Raw genomic sequence first — 23,001 nt, forward strand, 5'->3', positions numbered from 1 at the left:
GTTCTCGCGATTACAGCTTTACTCCGTATGGAGAGACGCACCGGATGCCGTTTTGGCTCCGTCTACCCCCGGTCGAGCTCCTCATCCCGTCGTATCGCGCTGATAACTTGGCTCGGTCTTTCGTCGACAAGGGGGAATTACAGATGCACGGAGTCATACGCACGGGTGCCGTGATCGCCGCCGGAATCCTCACCGCGGTCGCGCTGAGCGGCTGCAGCAGCGACAGCAAGAAGAGCGACGACCCGGGCGGCGGCTCCGGCGCGGAACAGTCCAGCCCGGCTCACGGCGGTGACGACGGCGGATCCGAGACCAGTACCGCGGCGCTGGAGGGCGGCTGGGCCGGCAAGACCGACGGCAAGGCGGTCGTCCTGTCGGTGGCGTCGGGGAAGGCCGTGCTCGTCACCGAGAAGCACGCCTGCACGGGCACCGTGCAGAACGCGGACAAGGTGACGCTCACGCTGAAGTGCGTCGACGGCGGCGACGACCGCACCACGGGGTCCGTCGAGTCCAACGACGGCAAGACCATCGTGGTGTCCTGGGACAGCGGGGTCGAGGACACCCTGGCCAAGACCGCCCCGGGCGCCCTGCCGTCCGGCCTGCCGGACCTGGAGGGTCTGCCGACCCCCTGACGGCCGCCGCACGGTCCGTCAACCCGCTTGATCCCCGGGCGGGTTCGGGTCCGACTTCTGCTCGGGCTTCTGCTCAGGCTTCGGGTCCGACTTCGACTTCGGCTCCGGCTCCGGCTCCGGCTCCGGCTCCGACTTGGGCTTCCCGTCCAGCCCCCGGGAGAACTCCTCCAGGGCTTCGAGGAGGAGGTGGGCCCCTTCCCGTACGAAGGGGTCCGCCTCGCCCTCGTCCGCGCGCTGCCGTTCGTCCCACTCGGCCAGTGCCTCACGCACCTCGGTCCAGTCCGGAACGCGCCGCTCCCGCACCGCCTTCGCGCCCTGTTCGGTGGCCCGGCGCAGCGCCTCGGCCAGGCGCGCCGCGTCCGGTACGGGGGTGGCGCCGCCGCCCGGCAGGTGGGCCTCCAGCAGCATCGCGGCCCGGCCGAGCTGGGCGAGCGCGTGCTGGGTGTCGTCGGCGGCGGCGCGGGAGAGGCCGCGGTTGCGCACCGGTTCGTGCTGGGCGGTGGCCAGCGCCTCCTGCCAGGCGACGCGGGCCTCGCGGGTGTCGAGCAGCGCGGAACGCACGTCGTCGTGGCCGCGCTCGGCCGGTTCGGCGTACTGGTCGACGACCGAGGCGGCGTACCGCCCGTCCGCCTTCAGCCAGTCGCCGAGCCTGCCGCGGAGCCGCGGGGTCTCCCAGGCCGGGTAGAGGGCGTACGAGATCATCGCGAGGAGGCCGCCCACGAGGGTGAGGACGACCCGTTCGAGCACGGTCTGCGACCAGTTGTCGCCCGCCATACCGAGCAGGAAGACGACATACGCCGAGACGCAGGCCTGGCCGACCACGTACCCGGCGCGCATCAGCAGGTACATCAGCAGGGCGCAGAGCACGGAGAGCATCGCGGCCAGGGCCACACCGGGGTGGGTGGCCTGGACGATCGCAGTGGCGAGCGAGACGCCGACGATCGTGCCGCCGAACCGGGCCACGGAACGCGCGTACGTCTGGGAGAACTCCGGCCGCATCACCATGACGGCGGCCATGGGCGCCCAGTAGCCGTGACCGAACGGCAGCGCGGTGCCGATGAGATAGCCGACGGCCGCGACGACGGACAGCCGGACGGCGTGCCGCAGGATCGGTGACCCCGGGCGCAGCTCCGCGCGCATCGCCTTCGCGATGAGGGGGACCAGCCGCAGCAGGGTGGGGCGGCGGCGGTGCGGGGCGGCGGGTGTCCCGTCCGCGGTGGCCTTGATGGTCTCGGCGGCCTCGGCGGCCCTGGCGTCCTGCTCCTTCGTTCCCTCGCCCTCGGCCGTCTCGATGACGTCGGAGAGCAGGGCGCCGAGCCGGTCGGCGGCGCGCAGCGGCGGGCCGGTGAGGAGCGTTCCGGTGTCCGGGGTCTTCAGCACGGCCACGGCGGACGGGGCGAGCTCGACCGGGTCGCCGTGCCGGATCGCGCGGGCCGCCGAGTCGAGCACCGATCCGGCGGCGGCGAGCAGCTCGCGGACCCGTGCCCGCTCCGGCCCTTCGGACGGCACCCCCAGCGACGGGTCGGCGAGCGAGGCGAGCACCGGTCTGATCCGTTCGGCGATCCTTCGGGAGCCCCGCAGCTCGGGCGGCCGGCGGCGGGCCTGGCGCGGGGTGACCGCGGCCGCGCTGCGGGCCGTCATCAGCGGCACCGGGTCGAAGGGGGCGACCGGGTCGTGGCGCAGCCGGCGGGCGTAGTCGGCCTCGGCGGCCAGCGCGTCGGCGAGCGCGTCGCGCTGGGCGCCCCATCTCCGTACCGGGAACAGGACGATCAGCGCCGCCTGCACCACTCCGCCGAACAGGATCATCGCGGCGTGCACGGCCGAGTTGGCGACGGAGGTGGGCAGGGTGACCGTGACCAGCATGATCGCCACGTTCGACGCCGCGATGATGCCGGCGGTCGGCCCCGCCGCCCAGGCCAGGCCCGCGACGAACGTCCAGAGCACCAGCAGGGCGAGGAACAGCGGCAGCCGGGAGCCGGTGAGATAGCCGAGGAACGTCGACACGGCGAGACTCGCCCCGGAGACCAGGGCGAGCACGGGCCGGGGGCGCCAGCTGCGCTGGAAGGTGGCGATGGCCGCCTGGAACGCGCCGAACGCGGAGCTCGCCGCGACCACGGGCCCGAGGAACGCGAGGCTGATCCCGAGGACGAGAGCGAGACCGGCCGCACCGCGGATCGCGATGAGCGGTTCGAGACGTCGCCGCTCGATCGACAGCCCCGAGCGGGCGGTCTCCTTCAGCGCCCGGAGCCAGCTCATGCCGAGAGCCTAACCGGAATTACCGATTGGCCCGAGTTGTCGTAAATCGGCTCACCGGGCGGTCCCCAGGAACGCCCGGCGGAACACGACCGAACGACAGGGCCTCAGGGCTGTCCCGTAATCCCTGGTGGATCGGCGTGCGGCGTCGGATGCGGTGCATCGCAAGGCGGAGGGACGCCCGAATACTGGATGCATCCGGGCGTTCCGACAACGCGGCAAGGTGCCGTAGCTGTCGTCGCACGCCCGCCAGGGATTACGGGACACCCCTTAGCGGTTCCCGCGTCCGCCGCGGAGCTCCGGACCGTTCCCGCCCATCCGCGCCCGGTCCGCCGCGGCCGTTCCATGGGTCCAGCCGTCCAGGTCCGTGGCGCCCCGGACCCGGGTGGTCGTGGTCTCGGGGAACATCCGCTCGGCGGTGTCCGTGACGGCCATGTCGCGGGCGGCGAGGACCGGGAGCAGATGAGGGGCGCCGTACCCGGCCGATCCGGCCCCGCCCTCCGTCTCGGCCTCGGCGGCCGCGGTGACCCGGGCGGTGTCGGCGGCGAGTCGGCTGCCCAGCCGCTGGGCGTACGCCATCAGGAACGACTGCCGGAATGTCTTGGTCCGCTTGCGTCCGCCGGCCCGCTGGCCCGCCTCCGCCTTCGTCATCGCCACCGTGCCCTGGACCAGCAGGGAGGTGTACAGCAGCTCCACGGCGTCCAGGTCCGCCTCGAAGCCGACCACCGTGGAGAAGCCGAGGTCGCTGTTCCACACCGCACGGCAGCGGTTCGCGGCGGCGACCGCGTCGAGCAGGATCGCCTTCGCCGTCTCGTACGGCGCGTCGACCCCGATCCGGCACGCCCCCGGCGCCTCCTTGCTGTGGGTACGGGCGGCGAGCAGGGCCTCGTCGATGGAGTGCCGGGCCATCAGCTCCTGCGCCTTGGTGGTGAGGGCCTCCGCCTCCTCGGGGAAGCCGGTCGCCTCCGCCTTGGCGAGCAGGGCGCGGATCCGGGTCAGCATCCGGGGCTCGTCGTGCGCGGGCGGCAGCCGGAGCCCGTGCGCGGGGGCGCCCGGCGGGGGCCCGACCGGTTCGATGGCGGGGAGCCGGAGCAGCAGCCGGTACAGGCCGAGGACGGCGGAGGCGTAGGAGAAGCGGTCCGGCCGGTTCCGGGGCGGTGCGGCGGGGAGCCCGTCGAGCTGGGACCGCCAGCGGGGCGGAAGCCGCTCGTACCGCGCGGTCTCCGAGGCGATCAGCCCGGCGGCGAGGCAGGCCGCGGTCTCGTCGAGCTCGCGGCGGACGAGGCGTACGACGTCGGAGGGCTGCCAGCCGCGCTCCCAGGCCCGGCGGACGAACTCCTCGCCGCGCCGGAACAGTTCCGCGTCGGCCGTCGGGTCGGCGGCGAGGAGGGAGGCCCCGGTGTCGAGACCGGCGTCGCCGTCCGAGTAGAGGGCTGCCGCGAATGCCTGGTCGGTCACCGGTTCCATGAGGTCAGGGTAGGCAGGGCGGTGCGCCGGGGTAGGGCTGGCCCTACCTCCCGGACGGGCTCTGGTGGTCGTGATCGCGGAGCGCGGAAACGCTTCGATCGAGGCATGACTTCCTCCCGCGCATCCGTTGCGCCGACGAGTGCCGCCGACGCCGTACGGCTTCGCTCCGTGCGCCGTGCCTACGGCGGGGTCGACGCCCTCGGCGGCATCGACCTCACCGTCCGGGCCGGCACCTTCACCGCCGTCATGGGCCCGTCCGGGTCCGGCAAGTCCACGCTGCTGCACTGCGCGGCCGGGCTCGACCGGCCGACCTCCGGCACCGTCGAGGTCGGCGGGGTGCGGCTGACCGGGCTGAGCGAGCGCCGGCTGACGCTGCTGCGCCGGGACCGGATCGGTTTCGTCTTCCAGGCGTTCAACCTGCTCCCCTCGCTGACGGCCGCCCAGAACGTCGCGCTGCCGCTGCGGCTCGCGGGCCGCCGCCCGTCCCGTACCGAGGTACGGGACGCCCTGGCCCGGGTCGGTCTCGCGGACCGGGCGGGGCACCGGCCCGCCGAACTGTCCGGGGGCCAGCAGCAGCGGGTGGCGCTGGCGCGGGCCCTGATCACCCGGCCCGCGGTGCTCTTCGGCGACGAGCCGACCGGCGCGCTGGACACCGCGACGAGCCAGGGGGTGATGGAGATGCTGCGGGAGCTGGTGGACCTGGAGGGGCAGACGATCGTGATGGTCACCCATGACCCGGTGGCCGCGGCGTACGCGGACCGGGTGGTCTTCCTGGTCGACGGGCAGGTGGCGGACGATCTGACCGGACTCGGCGCCGAGCGGATCGCGGCCTGGATGGCGGCGGGCCGCACCGGCGGACGCGGGAGGGCCGGGGAGCTCGGCGCCACCGGGGGACACGGCGTCACCGACGGACACGATGCCGCCGGAGAACACGGCGTCGCCGGGACCGTCGCGGATCCTGCGTGGGAGGCGTCGTGCTGACCGTCGCCCTGGCTTCCCTGCGCACCCGCTGGACCGCGCTCATCGGCACCTTCGTCGCGCTCGCGCTGGGCGTGGGCCTGATCGCGACCATGGGTCTCGGCCTCGCCTCGACCTTCGACGCCCCGGACCGGGCACCGCTGCGCTTCGCCGCGTCGCCGGTGGTGGTGATGGGCGACGACGCCCTGACCGTGCGGGTGCGGCGCGGGCCGTCCACAACGGAGGTCAGTCGCAGGCTCACTCATCCACACCCTGTGGATATCGAACTCCTGCGCGACCTCCGGGCGCTCGGCCCGGTGACGCGGGACGACGGCGAGGACGCCGTACGCGTTCGGCACGAACCCGACGCCGTGGGTGTGGACGCGCCCGTCGCCGAGGTGCGCCGGGTGGTCGGCGACCGCGCCCTGGTCCTCACCGGGGACGACCGCCGCCGGGCCGACCCGGCCACCGAGCGGGACGCCGAGGGACTGCTGACCGCGAACGTCCTGCTCGGCACCGCGGGCGGCCTCACCGCCTTCGTCTCGGTCTTCGTCGTCGCGTCGACGTTCGCTTTCGCCGTGGCGCTGCGCCGGCGCGAATTCGGACTGCTGCGCACGGCGGGCGCCACGCCGGGCCAGTTGCGGCGGCTGCTGCTGACGGAGGCCGCCGCGGTCGGCACCCTCGCCTCCGCCGCCGGGTGCGTACTGGGCCACCTGGGTGCACCGCTGCTCGCCGGACTGCTCGTCGACCAGGGGATGGCACCGTCCTGGTTCACCATCCGTCCGACCGCCTGGCCGCTCCACGCCGCCTTCTGGTCCGGCCTGGCCGTGGCCTTCGCGGGGGTCTGGGTGGCCTCGCGGCGGGCGGGCAGGACCGGCCCCGCCGAGGCGCTGCGCGAGGCCGATGTCGATACGGGCGTGCTCCCGCCGGTCCGCCGACTGCTGGGCTTCGCCCTGCTCGCGGGGGCCGCGTTCCTGATGGCGAAGTCCCTCGCCACCGACCCGTCCGCACTGCTGAAGCGGAAGACGTACATGACGCAGCCGATGGCCCTGATCACGGCCGTCGCCCTGCTCGCACCGCTGCTCGTGCGCCCGTTGGCCCGGATGGTCCGGCTGCCGGGAGCGACCGGGACGCTGGTGGCCGCGAACACCTCGGCGGCGCTGCGGCGTACGGTCGCGGTGGCCGCTCCGGTGCTGATCACCGTGGCGCTGGCGGGTTCGGTGGCCGGCTCCGCGATGACCGTGTCGGCGGCGAAGGCGGCGGAGGCGCGCGGGCACACCGGGGCCGATCTGGTCGTGACGGGCGAGGAGTTGAGGGTCCGGCCGGTGCCCGGCGCCACGCTGTCCGCCTCCGCGCCGACCGCCGTCCACGTACGCGAGGAGGGCTCCGCCCTCATCACCTCCGAGGCCCGCGCGGTGGACGACACGAAGGCCCTGGCACGGGTCGGGCGGCTGCCGGTGGTGGCGGGCGACATCGGGGACCTGGACGACCGCTCGATCGTGGTGAACGAGGAGTGGGAGCAGCACACGGTGGGCTCGACGGTACGGGTGTGGCTCGGCGACGGGCGGCCGGTCTCCTTGCGGATCGTGGCGGTGCTGGCGCTCGGCACGGGGAACAACGGGGCCTATGTGACCAGGGCGAACGCCCCGGCGGCGGCCGTGGACCGGATCGACGTACGCCTCGCGCCGGGCGCCGACCGCGCTTCGGTCACGGAGCGGCTGCGCGAAACCGGCGGCACGGTGCGGTCGGCGGAGCAGTGGCTGGCCGCGACGTACCCGCGCACGAGTCCGCAGACCCGGACCGGTCTGGCCGTGATCCTGGGGATCGCCCTGGTCTACACCGTGATCGCGCTGGCCAACACGATGCTGATGGCGGGGTCCGTACGCTCCGCGGAGCTGGACGCGCTCCGGCTGGCCGGCGCCACCCGGCCGCGGGTCCTCGCGGTGGTGGCCGGGGAGACCCTGTTCGCGGTCGGGCTCGGGGCGCTGCTCGGCCTGACCGTGGCCGGGGTGCATCTGGCGGGCCTGGCCGCCGCGCTGGCCTCGGTGTCGGCGCCGGTCGTGGTGTCGGTGCAGTGGGCGCTGATGGGCGGTGCGGCGGGGGTGTGCGCGCTGGTCGCGGTGGGGGCGGCGGTGCCGCCGGGGGCGGTGCGCCGTCGCTCGGTGCCGGCGGGCTGAGAGCCTGTCGGGTGACCTCTGATCGGGCGGCCACGCCCTGGCACGCACGCTTCCCGATCGAAGGTCACCCGACAGGCTCCGAGGCACGGCGGCCAGGTGTGGCGGGCGGGGCCGGACGGGAGAACCGGACGGCAGGTCCCGGCGCGACCGTACGGGACCCGGTCGGACAACGCGTTTAGTCCATCCAGCCCCACCCGCTGACGGTGTATCCGCTTTCATTCTTTTGTCAGGATTTCACATGGTTTCATCTCGCCATGGAGGCGATCACATGGTGACCGAGAACCGACAACAGGACACGAGCGCACAGGCGATCACATCACGGCGGCGCGTACTGGCCGCCGCCGCGCTCGCGCCGGTACTGACCGCGGCGGGCCCCGCCGCGGCCCGCACCCTGCCCACCGGGACGACCGGGGCGGGGCACGGGAAGCGGATCAAGCCGGTGCCGACCGGTCTGGACGACTGGGCGGACGTGGCGAAGGCGCTGGGCCGCCGCGGCAACATGCTGCGCGGCACGACCTACCACATGGGCTTTCCCCGGCGGGATCTCCAGGTGGTCTCCGAGGGCGTCGTCGTCACACCGGGGCTCGCGCTGGGCACGCATGTGGCCTTCGTCCGCTACGCCGACGGCTCCACGATGATCATGGGCGACGTGGTGGTCACCGAGCGCGAGCTCCAGCGGGTGACCGACGCCTGGCAGGCGAACGGAATCGAGCAGACCGCGCTCCACAAGCACCTACTCTCCCAGACCCCGGACATCTGGTGGACCCATGTCCACGGACACGGCCACGACGCCGTGGCCCTGGCCCGCGGGCTGCGGGCGGGATTCGACCGCACCGGCACCCCGCCGGCCGTGCCGCCGATGCGGTCGGCCCCGGTCGACCTGGACATCGCCGGGATGGAGGCGGCGCTGGGCACCGCGGGAACCATCGAGGACGGGCTCTACAAGGTCATCTTCGTCCGCCGCGAGACCATCGCGGACGGCCATCTGGTCCTGCCTCCCGGCCTCGGGTCGAGCAGTGCGTTCAACTTCCAGCCGCTGGGCGGCGGCCGGGCCGCGCTCAGCGGCGACTGCGCCATGCTCGCCGACGAGGTCCCGCATGTGCTGAGGGCCCTGCGGCGCGGCGGGATCAAGCTCGTCGAGCTGCACAACCACCATCTGTCGGAGGACCCCCGCCTGTTCTTCACCCACTTCTGGGCGGTGGGCGACGGCGTCGCGCTCGCCCGCGCGCTGCGACCCGCGGTGGACGCCACCGACGTCGTACCGAACAGCTGAGACCGGCCGCACCGGGCGTACGGGGCACGAGGTCCGTGCCGGTCGCCGGACCGCATTGCGCCGGTCCAGCGACCGGCGCCGCCGAATCCGTTCTGCATATGGACCAATCGGCCCGGAGCGGCGCGTGGCCCCGCGGGCGACCGGGCACCCATGGACCGTCCAGCCCGCACATTCCATGAACCACCCGTCAGATCCCCATCTGGAGCTCCGCATGGAACCAGTCGCCGGCGCACGGCACTGCCCGTTCGACTACGCCGAGGCCCTCGAATTCGACCCGGTGCTCAGGCACTTGATGACCGAAGAACCCGTCTCCCGCATCCGCCTCCCGCACGGCGACGGCGAGGCATGGCTCGTCACCGGCTACGACGACGTGCGTACGGTGACCACCGACCGGCGCTTCAGCCGCAGCGCCATCATCGGCCGGAACTTCCCGCGCATGACCCCCGAGCCGATCGTCCAGGACGAGGCGATCAACGTCATGGACCCGCCGGGCAGCAGCCGCCTGCGCAGCCTGATCTCCAAGGGCTTCGCGCCCCGCCACATGGAGCGCATGCAGGTACGCACGCAGCACGTGGTCGACGAGCTGCTGGACCGCATGGAGGAGCACGGCCCCCCCGCCGACCTGTTCGAGCATCTGGCGGCCCCGCTGCCGCTGACCACCATCTGCGAGGTCCTCGACATTCCGGAGGCAGACCGCGCACAACTGCGCGCCCACGCCCGGACCATGATGGACACCACCGTCGAGAACAAGGACGCCGCGGTACGCGCCAAGGCCGATCTCCGCGCCTACTTCGAGACGTTGACCGCCGAGCGGCGCGCGAACCCGGGCGACGACCTGATCAGCGCGCTGGCCACCGCTCGCGACGGGGACGAGATCCTCAACGACCGGGAACTGACCGTCATGGCCATGGTCCTGCTGATCACCGGCCAGGACACCACCACGTACCAGATCGGGAACATCGCCTACACGCTGCTCACCAGGCCCGACGAGCTCGCCATGGTGCGCGACCGCCCCGAGATGCTCCCGCAGGCCATCGAGGAGCTGCTGCGCTTCATCCCCTTCCGCAAGGGCGTCGGCATCCCCCGTGTCGCCACCGAGGACGTGGAGCTGAGCGGGGTGCGGATCCGGGAGGGGGACATCGTGCACGTCTCCTATCTGACGGCCAACCGTGACGGCCGGAAGTTCGACCGCCCCGACGAGCTGGACCTGGAGCGTCAGGGGCCGTCCCACATGACCTTCGGATGGGGCGGGCACCACTGCCTCGGCGCCCCGCTCGCGGCCGTGGAGCTCCAGACCGCCATCGGAACGCTGCTGAAGCGCTTCCCCGCCCTGAAGCTGGCGACACCGGCCGAGGAAGTGCGCTGGAACAAGACATCGATCTGGCGCTATCCCCTCGAACTGCCCGTCACCTGGTGATCCGGGGGCGCGGGTGACTCGCCCGTCGTGGGTGTCTCACCCGTCGTGGCCGTGGCCGACGCCGGGCCGTCATCGATGATGCGCCGGCCCACGGCCGGCGGCAACCCGGAACGCTCCGGGGCGCCGGGCGCTCCGGAGCGTTCCGGCGCGAAGTCCTGCCGCACGGCCCTGCCGCACGCTCGACATGCGGCCCCGATCCGCCTGCCGTAACGTGATCCCGACGGCCACCCCAGCCGTGGCGGATCCGCTTCCGCCCACGAACGGCTAGGGCGTGTTTTAGAAGTAGCGTCGTTCGCCCGGAGGGCGGGTCTCGCGGGGTCTGGCGCGTGCGATCGCAAGGCGCCGGGGCGCCCTCGTAGCGGAGCTACCAGGGCATTTCGGCAACGCGGCGAGCGTGCGTGTCAGACCCCGCGAGACAGACGGGACTTTAGAACACGCCCTAGAACTCAGTCTTCGACGGTCGGCCCGTCCGCGCCCGTTCCAGGGGTACCTGACCCGGCGCCGGAATCCACCAGCGCTCCACGTCCGCGCGACGCCGCGTGTACGGAGCCGCAGTGGCCGTCTCCGGTAGGCGAACGCCCCGGAACCCTTCGGGCCCGGCCGCGTGGACCATGTCCGCTAGGAGGAGTTCCATGGCGGTTCTCTGCAAGCCGGCCATCGCGGTTCCCGAGTACGTCATCACCAACGAGGAAACCCTTGAGCTGGCTCAACGGTTGCACGGCGACCATCCGCAGATCGACCTGGTCCTTCGGCTGATCGAACACACCGGGGTGCAGAAGCGACATCTGATCCAGCCGATCGACAAGGTGTTGCAGCACCCGGGCTTCGACGCCCGCAGCATCACCTACGAGGAGCACACCAAGGCCCGGGTGCCGGCAGTGGTGCGCCAGGCGCTCGACCAGGCCGAACTGGACCCGCAGCAGATCGACTTGATCGTCTACGTCTCCTGCACCGGCTTCATGATGCCGCCGCCGACCGCGTGGCTCATCGGCGAGATGGGCTTCCGGCCGGAGACCCGGCAGCTGCCGATCGCGCAACTCGGCTGTGCCGCGGGCGGCGCCGCCGTCAACCGGGCCCACGACTACTGCACGGCCTACCCCGACGCCAATGTGCTGATCGTGGCCTGCGAGTTCTGCTCACTGTGCTACCAGCCCACCGACCTGGGTGTGGGATCGCTGCTGTCCAACGGGCTGTTCGGCGACGGCATAGCCGCCGTCGTGCTGCGGGGCCGCGGCGGGACGGGAGTACGACTGGAGCGCAACGGCTCGTACATCATCCCGGCCACCGAGGACTGGATCTCGTACGCGGTCCGCTCCACCGGGTTCCACTTCCAGCTCGACAAGCGGGTGCCCGGAACGATGGAGCCCCTCGCACCGGCCCTGGAGGCGGTCGCCGAGGAGAACCAGTGGAACGCCGGCAAGATGGACTTCTACATCATCCACGCGGGCGGCCCACGCATCCTGGACGACCTGAGCCACTTCCTGGACGTGCCGCCCGAGGCGTTCCGCTTCAGCCGCGCCACCCTCACCGAGTACGGCAACATAGCCAGCGCCGTGGTGCTCGACGCCCTGGGCCGCATGTTCGACGAGGCATCGGTTCTCGACGGCCAGCGTGGCCTGATGGCCGGCTTCGGCCCCGGCATCACCGCCGAGATCTCCCTGGGTACCTGGACTTCCGCATCCGATTCCTGACGCCCCCCGCTCACCCGGTCCGCAGAGCCGTCCCCCGGCGTCTGCGGGCCGGGGGACGGCCGTCGCGCCGCCCGGTCACCGTGCCCTCCCGCGCGCCGCACCCCGTTGTCAGTGCCGGGTGCCAGACTCGACGACATGACCGAACGTTGGGCTCTGGCCATGACGGAGACCGGCGGCGCCCTCCTCGCCCCGCTGGCCCCCACCGGCCTGCCCGCCGCCCCGGTCGTGGCCGAACCCGACCTCGTGGCGGCGGTCCGCGCCCGCCCGGACGTCACCCGCTGGGTCTGGCGGTCCACCGCCGAGATCTACCCCCGTCTGCTCGCGGCCGATGTCCCCGTGAGCCGCTGTTACGACATCGAGGTCGCCGAATCCCTCCTCCTCGCCCATGAGGGCCGCCTCGGCGAGCCCCGCTCCGCGGCCGCCGCCCACGCCCGCCTGCGCAACGCCCCCGTGCCGCCCGATCCGCCGCCCCGCTCCGCGGAGCCCGGCTCCCAGTCCTCGCTCTTCGAGCCCCGGTCCGGTGCGCAGCTGCCCTTCGACGACCTGCTCCAGGTCTACGCCGACCAGCTCCGCCGCCACGACACCACCGAGCACCCGGACAGGATGCGCCTGCTCACGGCCACCGAGTCGGCGGGCATGCTGGTCGCCACCGAGATGAACCGGTCCGGCCTCCCCTGGCGCGCCGACGTCCACCGGGACGTCCTCCACGATCTGCTCGGCGAGCGTTACGCGGGCGGCGGCGAACCCCGCAGACTGGCCGAGCTGGCCGACGAGGTGTCGGCCGCCTTCGGCAGACGGGTCCGCCCCGACCTCCCCGCCGACGTGGTGAAGGCCTTCGCGCAGGCCGGCCTCAAGGTGAAGTCCACCCGCCGCTGGGAGCTGAAGGAGCTGGACCACCCGGCGGTGGAACCCCTCATCCAGTACAAGAAGCTGTACCGGATCTGGACGGCACACGGCTGGAGCTGGCTCCAGGACTGGGTGCGCGACGGCCGCTTCCGCCCGGAGTACCAGCCGGGCGGCACGGTCAGCGGCCGCTGGACGACCAACGGCGGAGGGGCGCTGCAGATCCCCAAGGTGATACGGCAGGCGGTCGTCGCCGACGAGGGCTGGCGCCTGGTCGTCGCGGACGCCGACCAGATGGAGCCCCGGGTGCTCGCCGCGATCTCCCGCGACCGCGGCCTGATGGAGGTGGCGGGCCATGACGGCGATCTGTACACGGCGCTGTCGGACCGTGCGTTCCACGGCGACCGGGACCACGCCAAGCTCGCGCTGCTGAGCGCGGTCTACGGCCAGACCTCGGGCGACGGCCTGAAGAACCTGGCCGCCCTGCGCCGGAGATTCCCGCTGGCCGTGGCCTATGTCGACGATGCCGCGAAGGCGGGCGAGGAGGGACGGCTCGTACGGACATGGCTCGGCCGGACCAGTCCCCCCGCGGCCGGGAGCGGGACGGACGAGGAGGCCGGCATCCCGCAGGAGAGCGCCGAACCTCCCTCCGCCGAAAGCGAGTTCACCCCTGGTTACGCATCGTCCAATGCCCGCGCGCGGGGCCGCTTCACGCGCAACTTCGTGGTGCAGGGCAGCGCGGCCGACTGGGCCCTGCTGCTCCTGGCCGCCCTGCGCCAGTCGCTCCGCACCGCCGGTCTCCGGGCCGAGCTGGTCTTCTTCCAGCACGACGAGGTAATCGTGCACTGTCCGCAGGAGGAGGCGGAGGCCGTGGTGGAGGCGATCCGGGCGGCCGGTGAGCTGGCCGGGCGGACCGCCTTCGGCGAGACGCCGGTGCGTTTTCCGTTCACTACGGCGGTGGTGGGGCGTTATTCGGACGCGAAGTAGGTCCCGTCTCCGGCCCCGGAGCGGGCCCGGAAGCCGGTCGTGCGCCCCGGCCAGGACCGGCGCCCGGTCCCTCGTCGAACCCGGCCAGCCCGTGGTCGTAGTGCGCCGGGCGCAGATGCTGATGCCGGTGCCGGGCGTTGAGCAGATGAATGACGAACGCCGCCATCGCGATCATCGCGAGGACGACCACGACCATGACCAAGGTGTCCATGCGATACCGGCCCCCTTCGATGCGCAGGCCGACCCGAGCGGCTCACCTGGAGCCGTACGCATCCAGGCTACTCCGCTGCCCGGCTCCCGGCCTTCGGCAGGAACGCCCCGGCGGGGACCGGGAGCGTGGAGAGGTCCGGGAACGTGGAGAGGTCCGGGCCGGAGAGCGTTCCCGGCCCGGACCCGGCGCGGCGCGTGCCCCGCTTCGCTGCGTGTCTACCCGCGTTCCCACAACGCGGGGACGTTCGGCGGTTCCCATCCGGCCATGGCCGAGTGCGCCTGCAGACAGCGGTAGGCGACGCCACCGTACGTGACGCGGTCTCCCGCGCTGCAGAGCGTTCCGGCTGCCCAGGTGGAGCCGGGCGGGTCGGCGGGCGGGTCGGCGGGCGGGTCGGTCGGGGTCTGGGCGAGGTCGAGGACGAAGTCGAACGTCCCCTCCTTCGCCGATCCGGCGTCCCGGACGTTCATCAGGAGCGCCGGGTCGAAGAGGGCGTCGGTGTTGTTGCGCGGCTCGTCCGGGAAGTACAGCTGGGTGGTCAGGATGCCCGAGCCGGGCGCCTGGACCTTGACGTGGATGTGACGCGTACGCCCCGGGTACAGCCCCGGCACGATCGTGGTCAGGCCGAAGGCTCCCGACTGGTCGGTGAACTGGTGCCCGCGGAAGGCGAATCCGCTCATGTCGTACGCGCCGTTGGTGTCGGCCTGCCAGAAGTCCAGGAGCACTCCGGGGACGGGTTTGCAGGCCCGCCCGAAGGCATAGCCGCTCACGGTCAGCCGGACACCGGACGTACTGCCGGTCACCAGGCTCGTACGGAGCGGGGGGTGCGGGCGGCCTGCACGACGACCCGGTTGCTCGCCACGTCGACGTACCAGACGGGCACGCCCTCGGGGGCCTCGCGCAGCGCCACCCGGTCCAACACGGCCTTGGCCGCGTCGAGTTCGTCCTGACTGTGCTCGACGACGGGCCTGGCACCGGCCTCGCGGATCCGGGCGGCGTCCGAGGCGTCGGTGGTGGCCACGGTCAGGGCCGCGTCGGCACCGCTCACCCGGGCACCGGCGAAGTCCGCGCCGAGGGAGTGCCTCAACCCGGCGGCGACGGCCGCCGCCCGGGTCTCGTGGCCGATCCGGACGCGCGCCTCGGCGGCGGTCAGTCCGAGGTCGCGTCGCATGGCCTCCAGCAGACCGGGCGAGAGCTGCCCGGTCCCCGTGGGGGTGGGGGTGCGGAGGTGGGGAGCCGGATCGGCGAATGCGCTGCCGGTCAGACCTGCCAGCGCGAGCACACCGACGGCCACGGTGGCGGTACACGCGGCCAGGGCACGTCTGCGGAACATGGATCTCTCCACGGAACTCTCCTTGGCTTCGGGGGAATTGCCGCCAAGGTAGCCGCGTACACGTCATCCCCAGGAGATCCCATTCGCCCCCTCACTTCGCGATATGGGGCCCCTGACCAGCGACAACGGGCTCCCTGCTCCGTAGTCGGGCCGCGGACATCCACATACGCCGCCGATCCCCGTAGGTTCGCCCCATGCGAATAGGCGAGCTACTGGGTGCCGGACGATCCGCCGATGTGTACGCACTCGATGAGAAGTGGGTCCTGCGCCGTTACCGCGACGGCATGGACGCCACTCCCGAATGGATGGTCATGTCCTACCTCGGCGCACACGGCTACCCGGTCCCCCGTCTGGGCCCCCGGGACGCGGAGACACCCCCCTGCGACCTGGTGCTGCAACGTCTGACCGGCCCGACGATGCTGGATTCCCTACTGACCGGCGACCTGTCGGCGGCCGACGCGGGCAGCATGCTGGCCGGCCTGCTCGACGAACTCCACACCGTCCCAGCCCGGCTCTCCCCGCACCCCGAGGACCGGATCCTCCACCTCGACCTGCACCCGGGCAACGTGATGCTGACGGACCGGGGCCCGGTGGTGATCGACTGGAGCAACACCAGGGAGGGCGCTCCGGCCACGGACCGGGCCATGTCGTCCCTGATCCTGGCCCAGGTGGCGGTCGACCCCCGGTCCCCCGCTTCGTCGGGCGCCCGCTCCCTGCTGGACGCCCTGGTGCCGCACTTCTCCGCGTCCGGCGGAATCCCCGCCCATCACCTCGCCGAGGCCGCCCGGCGTCGCGCCGCCAACCCGACGATGAGCCCGCACGAGGTGGACCTCATCGGCCGGGCGACGTCCCTGATCGAAGAACTGACGACCTGAGCCCTGATCCGAAGCCCCTCGCCCGGCTCACTGCGTAGCAGGCTGGGCCGGCAGCGAATAGACGTGCTGCGGGGTCACGATGCGGGTGATCGCCTCGCCGAAGAGGGTGCTCGGTTCCGACCCCTGGTGGTCGGTGTCCGTGTTGAGGAGCACGACCAGGGTCGCCTTCGACTCCGGCAGGTAGACGACCAGGGCCTCGTACCCCGGCAGCGAGCCGTTGTGCCCGATCCAGCCATGAGCATTGAAGATGCCCAGGCCATAGCCGGTGTCCGGCAGATTGCTGGGTTCCGTCTTCAGCCGCTCGGCCTGGGTGGCCGGGCTGAGCAGAGTGCCGGTGGCCAGCACCCGGGCCCAGGTGCGCAGGTCGCGCTGGTCGGAGATCGCACCTCCGGCGGCCCATGCCCAGGAGGGGTTCCAGTCCGTGGCGTTCTCGGTCCTGCCGCTCGCCGTCTGGCCGGTGTACCCCTGGGCATGCGGGGCCGGGAACTCCGCGCCGCGCGGCAGGAACGTGTGGTGCATGCCCGCCGGCTCGAAGACATTCCGCCGGAGGTACTCCGCCAGCGGCCGGCCGCTCGCCTTCTCCACGACGAGCCCCAGCAGAATCGCGTTGGTGTTGGAGTACTCGAACTTCTCACCCGGCTGGAACTGCACGGGGTGCTTGAAGGAGTAGCCAAGCAACTCCTGCGGCGTGAAGGGCCGTTGCGGGTCGCTCGTCAGCGCCTTGAAGAAGTCCGGATCCATGGAGTAGTTGAAGAGCCCGCTGCGCATCTCCGCCAGCTCGCGCAATGTGATCCGGTCTCCGCCGGGAACACCCTTCACATACTTCCCGATCGGATCGTCCAGACCGACCTTCCCCCGGTCGACCAGGGTGAGCAGCGCAGTCACCGTGAACGTCTTGGTCACGCTGCCGACCCGCATGTTGAGACCGGTCGACATGGGCGCACCCGAGCTCTTGTCGGCGACCCCGAAGGCACGGACGTAACTCCCCTTGCCGGGAGCCCACAGCCCGACCATGACACCCGGCACCCGCGCATCGCTCCGAACCTGCTGCACCGCCCGGTCCAGCTCCCTGGCCACGGCGGGGGTGAGCTGCGGGAATTCCGCGGAAGCGGCGGGCGATGCGGACGAAGCGGTCGCGGAGGGTGACAGGGTGCCCTCCGACCAGGCAGTCCCCGCCGGCACCGAAACAACCAGCAACCCGGCCGCCGCTGCGGCTGCGGCCCCCCTGCGCAGTCGCCTGTTCGAGCGCATCATGGGCCGACTCCCGTCACGAGAGAACAGAGCTCCACCAGCAGCCTAGGCCGTCGCGACCGACCGGGCGACCCGACGAGCCCGAGGCCGTGGGCGCTCCGCGAGAGCTGCGTGAGAGCTGCGTGAGAGATCAAAAGCGTGCAGGCGGAGTGACCCCGGCAACGGGCCGTATCGCGCATCGGATGCCGTGACTTCGGGCGTATGCCGGTTGTGAACCGGGCGCTCTCTGGGACAGGGCTTCACGCCGCGCGGGCCGTGCTGCTTCGCTGGCAGGGTGAGTGGAGACAGCCAGGTGCGAGCGCCCCGGTCGGGGCAGCGTGGACGTCGGTAACGCGACCGCCGCGGCGGTCGCGCTCATCGGAGTCGTCGGCACGCTGCTGTCCGCCGTGCTGACCCAGCGCGCCGCGGACCGGAGCCGGCAGCGCGAGCACGCGCGCGCGGAGCGACTGCGGGCGCGGCGCAGTGAGGCCGAGGCACGGCACTCGACCTGTGTCGCGCTCAACACGGCCGCCCGCCAGTATCTGGCCGCCCTCACCGACCAGTTCCACGCACTCGGCGGCACCGAGGACCCGGGGCCGGTACGAGACCGGCTCGTCGAGGCCCGCGATCTGCACCGAGAGGTCCACGCGGAGGCCCAGTTGCGGCTGCCGGAGCGGATCCTCGGCATCGCGGACGAGGTCAGCCACGGTCTGGGCGCGCTGTACGGCAGGCTGCTGCGCCTGGCCGACGGGATACCCCGGCCGGGCGACTCGCCGGCCGCCGCGAAGGCCGACATCGACGCGCTGTGGGACCGGCTGCGCACATTGCGGCGGGAGATGCGGGAAGAACTACGGGGACCAGGCAGGGACGACCGGCAGGCCGAGGGGGACGTGTGACCGACCCGGAGACCGAGGAGAACGGGGGCGTCCGGGCGCTGCGCGCCTGGGCGATGGCCGCCACGAAACGGGCGCTGCGGCTGTACCCGCCGGGCTCCCCCGGGGCCGGCCCGGACGTGTACGACGGATCGATCGCCGAACTCGACGAGCTGATGCGTCTGCTGGAGCACGACGCGGAACTGCGTGCCACGGTGACGGTCCAGCTCGGTTCCGTCCTGGCGATGCGTCACCTCGCCAGGGGCGGGGTGCCGGCGGACCGGGAGCGGGCCCGGCGGCTGCTGCGGGAGGCCCGGGACCCGGCGACGGCGACCGGGGCGGCGACGGACGCGGATGACCGGCGATGGGCCGCGCTGTCCCTGCTGTCCCTCGTGCTGCCGGTGCCGCAGAAGGAGGTTCGCCGTGATCAGCCGCCCTCCTTGTCCGGTCTGCTCGACTGGCGCGCCGAGCTGGGTCCTGCGGGGATGGCTGCCGCCGTGGTCGAGATGCGGGAGTTGCTGGACGAGGTCGAGGAGCTGCCGCTGCCGCCGGAGCAGCATGAGCAGTTGCGGCGGACGGGCGCCGTGCTCGCGCAGCTGGCCGGGCCCGAATCCCCCGTCCGCTCCATGCGCGCGTTCATGGAAGCGATGTCCGGTGGGGTCCCGTACGAGGACGAATTGCGGAAGGTGACGGACCTGTTGTCGGACCTGTCCGACCCGCCGGCAGAGCCGGAACCCGCCGCGCGCGCGGAAGCCCCCGCGCCTCCCGGTCCGCCTCCCGGTCCGCCCCCCGGCGGCACCGAGGCCTTCACCGCCATGAACGCCGTCGTCCCCTCACTGTTCGAGGCATTCGCCGCTTTCCGGAGCGGCGATCCGCAGACCCTCGACCAGGCGCTGGGCCGGCTTCGCGACGCGCACGGGCTGATGCCGTCCGGCCATGAGCTGGGACCCCAGCTGGAGATGCTCAGCGCCACCCTGCTCCAGCTGGGGCAGGCGACCGGCGGCAGCCTCCACGACGGGGCGCTCGGCCGTACGGTCATGGAGACACTGGGCGACCGGAACGGTCTGTTCACGCCGGACCCCACGAATCCGATCGACCGCGAATTCGCGGTCCTCCTGCGCGTGGTGCCCCTCAGCGTCCGGCTCCGCACCGCTCACGAGGCGGAGGACGTCGGGGCCGTGCGCGCCATCCACGCCGAACTCGTCGCGCTCGATACGGAGACCCCACGGGACCACAAGCTCCGTTACCTGGTCATGGCGGGTCTCGCCCAGTCCTGCATCACGCTCGGCATGCTGACGGACGACGGCGACATGATGCTGCGCGGCGCCGACTGCTTCGAGCAGGCCACCGCGGCAGCGGACTCGTTGCCCCCGCTCTTCCGGGACCTGGTCGACCAGGCCGGCCTCGGCCCGGACGCCCTGCGCGCCAGGGTCACCAACGACGCGACACTGCTCCGGAACCACGCCCCCGCGCCCTCCGACGCGCCGAGGGGGCAGCAGTGGCTCGCCACGATGTCCCTGGCCCTCAAGTACGGCCTCACCCACGACCCGGCGCATCTCCCCCCGCTCATCGGTGAACTGGAGCGCATCCGCGACGAGATCCGGCAGGGCCGGCAACCCTGGTTCGCCGCGGACGCCCTGTGGCAGCTGGCGGTGGCCTACCGTGCCCGCCGGCACCATACCGAGGACGCGACGGTCCAGGCCGCGGCGACGGACACCGCACTGGAGGCGCTGCACGTACTGGCGGGCGACGTCATTCTCCAGCGCGGCGCCGAACACGGCCTGCTCACGGCACGCTCAGGCGCCGAACGCGGCGTTCGCACCGCCGTCTGGGCCGCTTCGCAGGGCCGCGTGGAGGATGCGCTGGCCGCTCTGGAGCTGGGCCGCGCCCTGGTGCTGCACGCGGCATCCACCTCACGAGCCGTGCCGGAGCTGCTCGAAGCACGCGGGCACGAGGAGCTCGCCGCTGCATGGCGGACCTCCGGCACACGGGATGCCGACGCCGAGGACGGGCCGCCGGGTGAACTGCCGAGCACCCTGCGCCGCCGCGCCCTGGAGGCGCTCGGCCACCGGCAGCAGCGGCTGTTCACCACCCCCACGGTGCACGAGTTGGCGGACGGCCTCGCCGAGGCCGGAGCGGACGCGCTCGTGTACCTGCTTCCCGGCGAGGGCGAGACACCCGGGGTGGGGATCGTCGTGGGCCCGGACCACAGCGTCGGCGTGGGGGGCCTTCCCCTTCTGTCGCACACCGGAAGCGCACCTCTTGAGCGTTACCTCGACGCAGCCGCCGCGCGCTCCCGGCAGCTCGGCCGTCCGGCAGCCGAACAGGCGTGGGAGGAGGCCCTGTCGGAGCTGTGCGGCTGGGCGTACCGCGCGGGGCTCGAAGAGATTCTCCACGCCGTCGAGGGTCGGCTCGACTCCGATGCGCCCGGCCACGACCGCCGTCCGGGCCCCCTCCGTATCGTCCTGGTGCCGTGCGGGCGGCTGGGGGTCGTCCCCTGGCACGCGGCACGCCTGCCCGCGGCGGCGCCGCACGACTACGTCTGCCAGAACGTCGTCATCAGTTACGCGTCGTCCGGCGGCCAGTTGCTGCAGACGATCAAGCGCGCACGGCTCGACCCGGCCGCCGCTCCCGTCCTGATCGCCGACCCCCGGCAGGAGCTGACCCACGCCGAGCGGGAGGCCGCGGCGCTCCACGAGGCCTTCTACCCGCGGGCGCGGATGTACGGCGAGTTCTACGAACCGCCCGTCGAGCCGGTGGCGACCGGCACGCCCGACGAGGTCCTCGCACTGCTCTCCGAGTCCCCCTCGCTGCTGCATGTGGCCTCGCACGGCTCGGCGGGAGTGCGCCCGACGGTGTCGGCACTGCATCTCGCCTTCCCCGACGGCACCGACATGCTGCCGCCCGAGGAGGGCGGTCCCGGGGCCGTACCGGACCTGGGCATGCTGACCGTGACACGGCTTCTCGACCGGCCGTCCGACGAAGCATCCGCCCCGCACGGCCCGTTGGTGGTCCTGAGTGCCTGCGAGACCGACCTCAGCACCCGTGACCACGACGAGGCCCTGACCCTGACGACATCCTTCGTCTCGGGCGGGGCACGCAATGTGGTGGGGTCGCGGTGGACCGCCCAGGACGGAGCCTCGGCGCTGATGATGGCGGTGTTCCACCACTACCTGGCGGTCGAGGGGCAGGGGCCGGCGGACGCGCTCAGGGCCGCACAGCTGTGGATGCTCGACCCGGACCGCAGGAATCCGGGCTCGCTCAGCGGCGGGCTGCTGCGCGAGATCCAGCGCCCGGGACTCGACCGCCTCCCGGTCTGGGCGGCGTTCATCCACCAGGGGCACCCCGGCCCCGGACAGACGACGGCAACGACGGCAGCGACGGCAGCGACGGCATCCGAGGAGGGAGCCGCATGAACCCGGAACAGTTTCTCGACCTGGTCGGCGAGCACTGGGACAGCATCCGCGAGTCGCTCGACGACGAGCAGTACGCACTGTTCCTCGCGCGGCTGGGTGCGCTCGCCGAGACGGCGGTGGAAGACAACAAGTCGGTGCTCAGGGCCCTGAAAGGCGTCAAGTTCGCCCTGATTCCCCTGCCGTTCGACCACCCGGTGCAACTGGCCCTGGACTCCGTCCGGTACGCCGGGGCCGCGACCGTGCCGACGGCCGCCGTGGCCGGTGCGCGGTCACTCCTCGTACGCATCTCGGAGCCGCGGCCCGCGCCGGGGACGGCGGCCATCATCCGTGCGGTGCAGGCCCGCCTGCTGGCGGAGCCCGCGCTCGACCACCCGGTCGTGGACGCCCGTTGCCAGTCGGCGGGCCTCGACGAACCGCCGCCGGAGCTGATCCGCCTCGACGACACCGAGCACGGCGACCGCTACCCGTCCTTCCAGTTCGCCGGTGCGGCCGGCGGGCCGATCCCCGTCGTCCTCCGCGTCAACCGCATCCTCCTCTCCGACACCGACCCCTGGGGCGCCGCGGACTGGTGGCTGAGCGGCAACGTCTGGCTCGGCGGAAAGCCCGCATCGCTGCTCGGGGAACTCCCCGAAGAGCAGTTGGTGGGCGCCGCCACGGCTCTCGTGGAGGGAGACCGATGACCGGAACCCTTCCCCCGTCCGCCTTCGTGCTGCGGCCCAACAGCCGCCTGCTCCCCGCCGGTACGCTGCTGTGGCGGATGCACAGGACGAAGCGGCCGGCCGAGCAGTTCAACCCGATCGCGGTGGACGCCCACTTCGGCGGCAACCGCTTCGACGGAACCGAGTCGGACCCGTACCAGTACCTGTACCTGGCCGACACCCCGGCCACCGCACTGGCCGAAACCCTGCTGCGTTCCCTTGAGTTCGACCAGGACGCCGGGATGCGTCTGATCCCGTACGCCGCGGTCCGGGGCAAGTCCCTGACCCTGCTGCGCACCCGCTGCGAACTCGCGCTGGTCTCGCTGGTCACCGAGGCGGACCTGGCCGCCGTGTGCCAGGATTCGTGGCTGCTCGAAGCGGAGGGCGAGCGCTACGCGAAGACCCGTCGCTGGGCGAGCGAGATCCGGGCCCAGAAGCCCGGGACCATGGGCCTGATCTGGCAGTCCCGGCGCAACCGGCCCCACCTCGCATCGGTCCTCTTCCACGACCGGTGCGCGGGCGAGCCGCTCGCCGCGGTGCCGGGCAACGGCATCCCGGACATGGGCTCCCCGGCCGGTGTGGCGGAGACGAACCAGCTGCTCGCCCCGCTGCGCAGTGCGATCGTGCCGCCCCGTACCAGCTGATCGCCCGTGCCACCCAATCGCTTGTGGCGGC

Annotated in this window: 16 protein-coding genes and 2 pseudogenes; 12 read left to right on the forward strand and 6 right to left on the reverse strand. The window is 72.6% G+C overall.

Going from position 1 to position 23,001, the window contains the following annotated elements; translation table 11 throughout:
• The first annotated feature begins 143 nt into the window (after positions 1–143).
• Complete coding sequence (locus ACFVX4_RS15520) at positions 144–629, forward strand: hypothetical protein (protein ID WP_389976664.1); 486 nt, start codon at positions 144–146, stop codon at positions 627–629.
• Positions 630–647: 18 nt separating this feature from the next.
• On the opposite strand, the gene ACFVX4_RS15525 is transcribed toward ACFVX4_RS15520, so the two are convergent.
• Positions 648–2,885: an FUSC family protein gene (locus tag ACFVX4_RS15525; protein ID WP_389976667.1), complete on the reverse strand. Its 2,238-nt coding sequence runs from the start codon at positions 2,883–2,885 to the stop codon at positions 648–650.
• Between the two features lie 267 nt (positions 2,886–3,152).
• Positions 3,153–4,349: a DUF2786 domain-containing protein gene (locus ACFVX4_RS15530; protein ID WP_389976670.1), complete on the reverse strand. Its 1,197-nt coding sequence runs from the start codon at positions 4,347–4,349 to the stop codon at positions 3,153–3,155.
• A 105-nt stretch (positions 4,350–4,454) separates the two neighbouring features.
• Here ACFVX4_RS15530 and ACFVX4_RS15535 point away from each other — a divergent pair, with 105 nt between their 5' ends.
• The 6 genes from ACFVX4_RS15535 to ACFVX4_RS15560 all read left to right on the forward strand — a co-directional run bounded on the left by ACFVX4_RS15535 (position 4,455) and on the right by ACFVX4_RS15560 (position 13,694).
• Positions 4,455–5,330 (forward strand): ABC transporter ATP-binding protein, encoded by an 876-nt coding sequence (locus tag ACFVX4_RS15535; RefSeq protein ID WP_389976673.1) that lies wholly within the window; start codon positions 4,455–4,457, stop codon positions 5,328–5,330.
• Positions 5,324–7,483 carry an FtsX-like permease family protein gene (locus tag ACFVX4_RS15540; protein WP_389976676.1) on the forward strand — a complete coding sequence of 720 codons (2,160 nt, stop codon included), beginning with the start codon at positions 5,324–5,326 and terminating at the stop codon, positions 7,481–7,483. Before ACFVX4_RS15535 ends, ACFVX4_RS15540 begins: the two co-directional genes overlap by 7 nt.
• A gap of 268 nt (positions 7,484–7,751) precedes the next feature.
• Positions 7,752–8,756 carry a DUF1259 domain-containing protein gene (locus ACFVX4_RS15545; protein WP_389976678.1) on the forward strand — a complete coding sequence of 335 codons (1,005 nt, stop codon included), beginning with the start codon at positions 7,752–7,754 and terminating at the stop codon, positions 8,754–8,756.
• A 211-nt stretch (positions 8,757–8,967) separates the two neighbouring features.
• On the forward strand, positions 8,968–10,173 hold the full coding sequence (locus ACFVX4_RS15550; protein WP_389976681.1) for a cytochrome P450: 1,206 nt from the start codon (positions 8,968–8,970) through the stop codon (positions 10,171–10,173).
• Between the two features lie 632 nt (positions 10,174–10,805).
• Positions 10,806–11,864 carry a type III polyketide synthase gene (locus ACFVX4_RS15555; RefSeq protein WP_389976684.1) on the forward strand — a complete coding sequence of 353 codons (1,059 nt, stop codon included), beginning with the start codon at positions 10,806–10,808 and terminating at the stop codon, positions 11,862–11,864.
• A 135-nt stretch (positions 11,865–11,999) separates the two neighbouring features.
• Complete coding sequence (locus ACFVX4_RS15560; RefSeq protein WP_389976687.1) at positions 12,000–13,694, forward strand: bifunctional 3'-5' exonuclease/DNA polymerase; 1,695 nt, start codon at positions 12,000–12,002, stop codon at positions 13,692–13,694.
• Here ACFVX4_RS15560 and ACFVX4_RS15565 read toward each other — a convergent pair.
• The 3 genes and pseudogenes from ACFVX4_RS15565 to ACFVX4_RS15575 all read right to left on the reverse strand — a co-directional run.
• Positions 13,657–13,905, reverse strand: a complete 249-nt coding sequence (locus tag ACFVX4_RS15565; protein ID WP_266417564.1) for a hypothetical protein — start codon at positions 13,903–13,905, stop codon at positions 13,657–13,659. The genes ACFVX4_RS15560 and ACFVX4_RS15565 overlap by 38 nt on opposite strands.
• A gap of 215 nt (positions 13,906–14,120) precedes the next feature.
• Positions 14,121–14,735 (reverse strand): annotated as a pseudogene (locus ACFVX4_RS15570) (carbohydrate-binding protein); the annotation flags it as partial.
• A pseudogene (locus ACFVX4_RS15575) lies at positions 14,726–15,235 on the reverse strand (S1 family peptidase); the annotation flags it as partial. The pseudogenes ACFVX4_RS15570 and ACFVX4_RS15575, both read right to left, overlap by 10 nt.
• A gap of 194 nt (positions 15,236–15,429) precedes the next feature.
• Here ACFVX4_RS15575 and ACFVX4_RS15580 point away from each other — a divergent pair.
• On the forward strand, positions 15,430–16,110 hold the full coding sequence (locus tag ACFVX4_RS15580) for a phosphotransferase (protein ID WP_389976691.1): 681 nt from the start codon (positions 15,430–15,432) through the stop codon (positions 16,108–16,110).
• Between the two features lie 27 nt (positions 16,111–16,137).
• Here ACFVX4_RS15580 and ACFVX4_RS15585 read toward each other — a convergent pair whose 3' ends face one another.
• Complete coding sequence (locus ACFVX4_RS15585) at positions 16,138–17,364, reverse strand: serine hydrolase domain-containing protein (protein WP_389976694.1); 1,227 nt, start codon at positions 17,362–17,364, stop codon at positions 16,138–16,140.
• 314 nt (positions 17,365–17,678) lie between these two features.
• On the opposite strand from ACFVX4_RS15585, the gene ACFVX4_RS15590 reads away from it, so the two are divergent.
• The 4 genes from ACFVX4_RS15590 to ACFVX4_RS15605 are packed head-to-tail and all read left to right on the forward strand — an operon-like array spanning position 17,679 to position 22,970.
• The gene (locus ACFVX4_RS15590; RefSeq protein ID WP_389976697.1) at positions 17,679–18,236 is read left to right on the forward strand and encodes a hypothetical protein; all 558 of its coding nucleotides are present in this window, start codon (positions 17,679–17,681) and stop codon (positions 18,234–18,236) included.
• Entirely contained in the window at positions 18,233–21,628 is a 3,396-nt protein-coding gene (locus ACFVX4_RS15595; protein WP_389976700.1) for a CHAT domain-containing protein, read from the forward strand. Before ACFVX4_RS15590 ends, ACFVX4_RS15595 begins: the two co-directional genes overlap by 4 nt.
• Positions 21,625–22,308, forward strand: coding sequence for a hypothetical protein (locus ACFVX4_RS15600; protein ID WP_389976703.1), 684 nt, complete (start codon positions 21,625–21,627; stop codon positions 22,306–22,308). Before ACFVX4_RS15595 ends, ACFVX4_RS15600 begins: the two co-directional genes overlap by 4 nt.
• Positions 22,305–22,970, forward strand: coding sequence for an RES family NAD+ phosphorylase (locus ACFVX4_RS15605; RefSeq protein ID WP_389976706.1), 666 nt, complete (start codon positions 22,305–22,307; stop codon positions 22,968–22,970). The genes ACFVX4_RS15600 and ACFVX4_RS15605 overlap by 4 nt, the downstream gene beginning before the upstream one ends.
• Positions 22,971–23,001 lie beyond the last annotated feature (31 nt).

The organism is Streptomyces sp. NPDC058240, assembly GCF_042882135.1.
Taxonomy (GTDB): Bacteria; Actinomycetota; Actinomycetes; order Streptomycetales; family Streptomycetaceae; genus Streptomyces.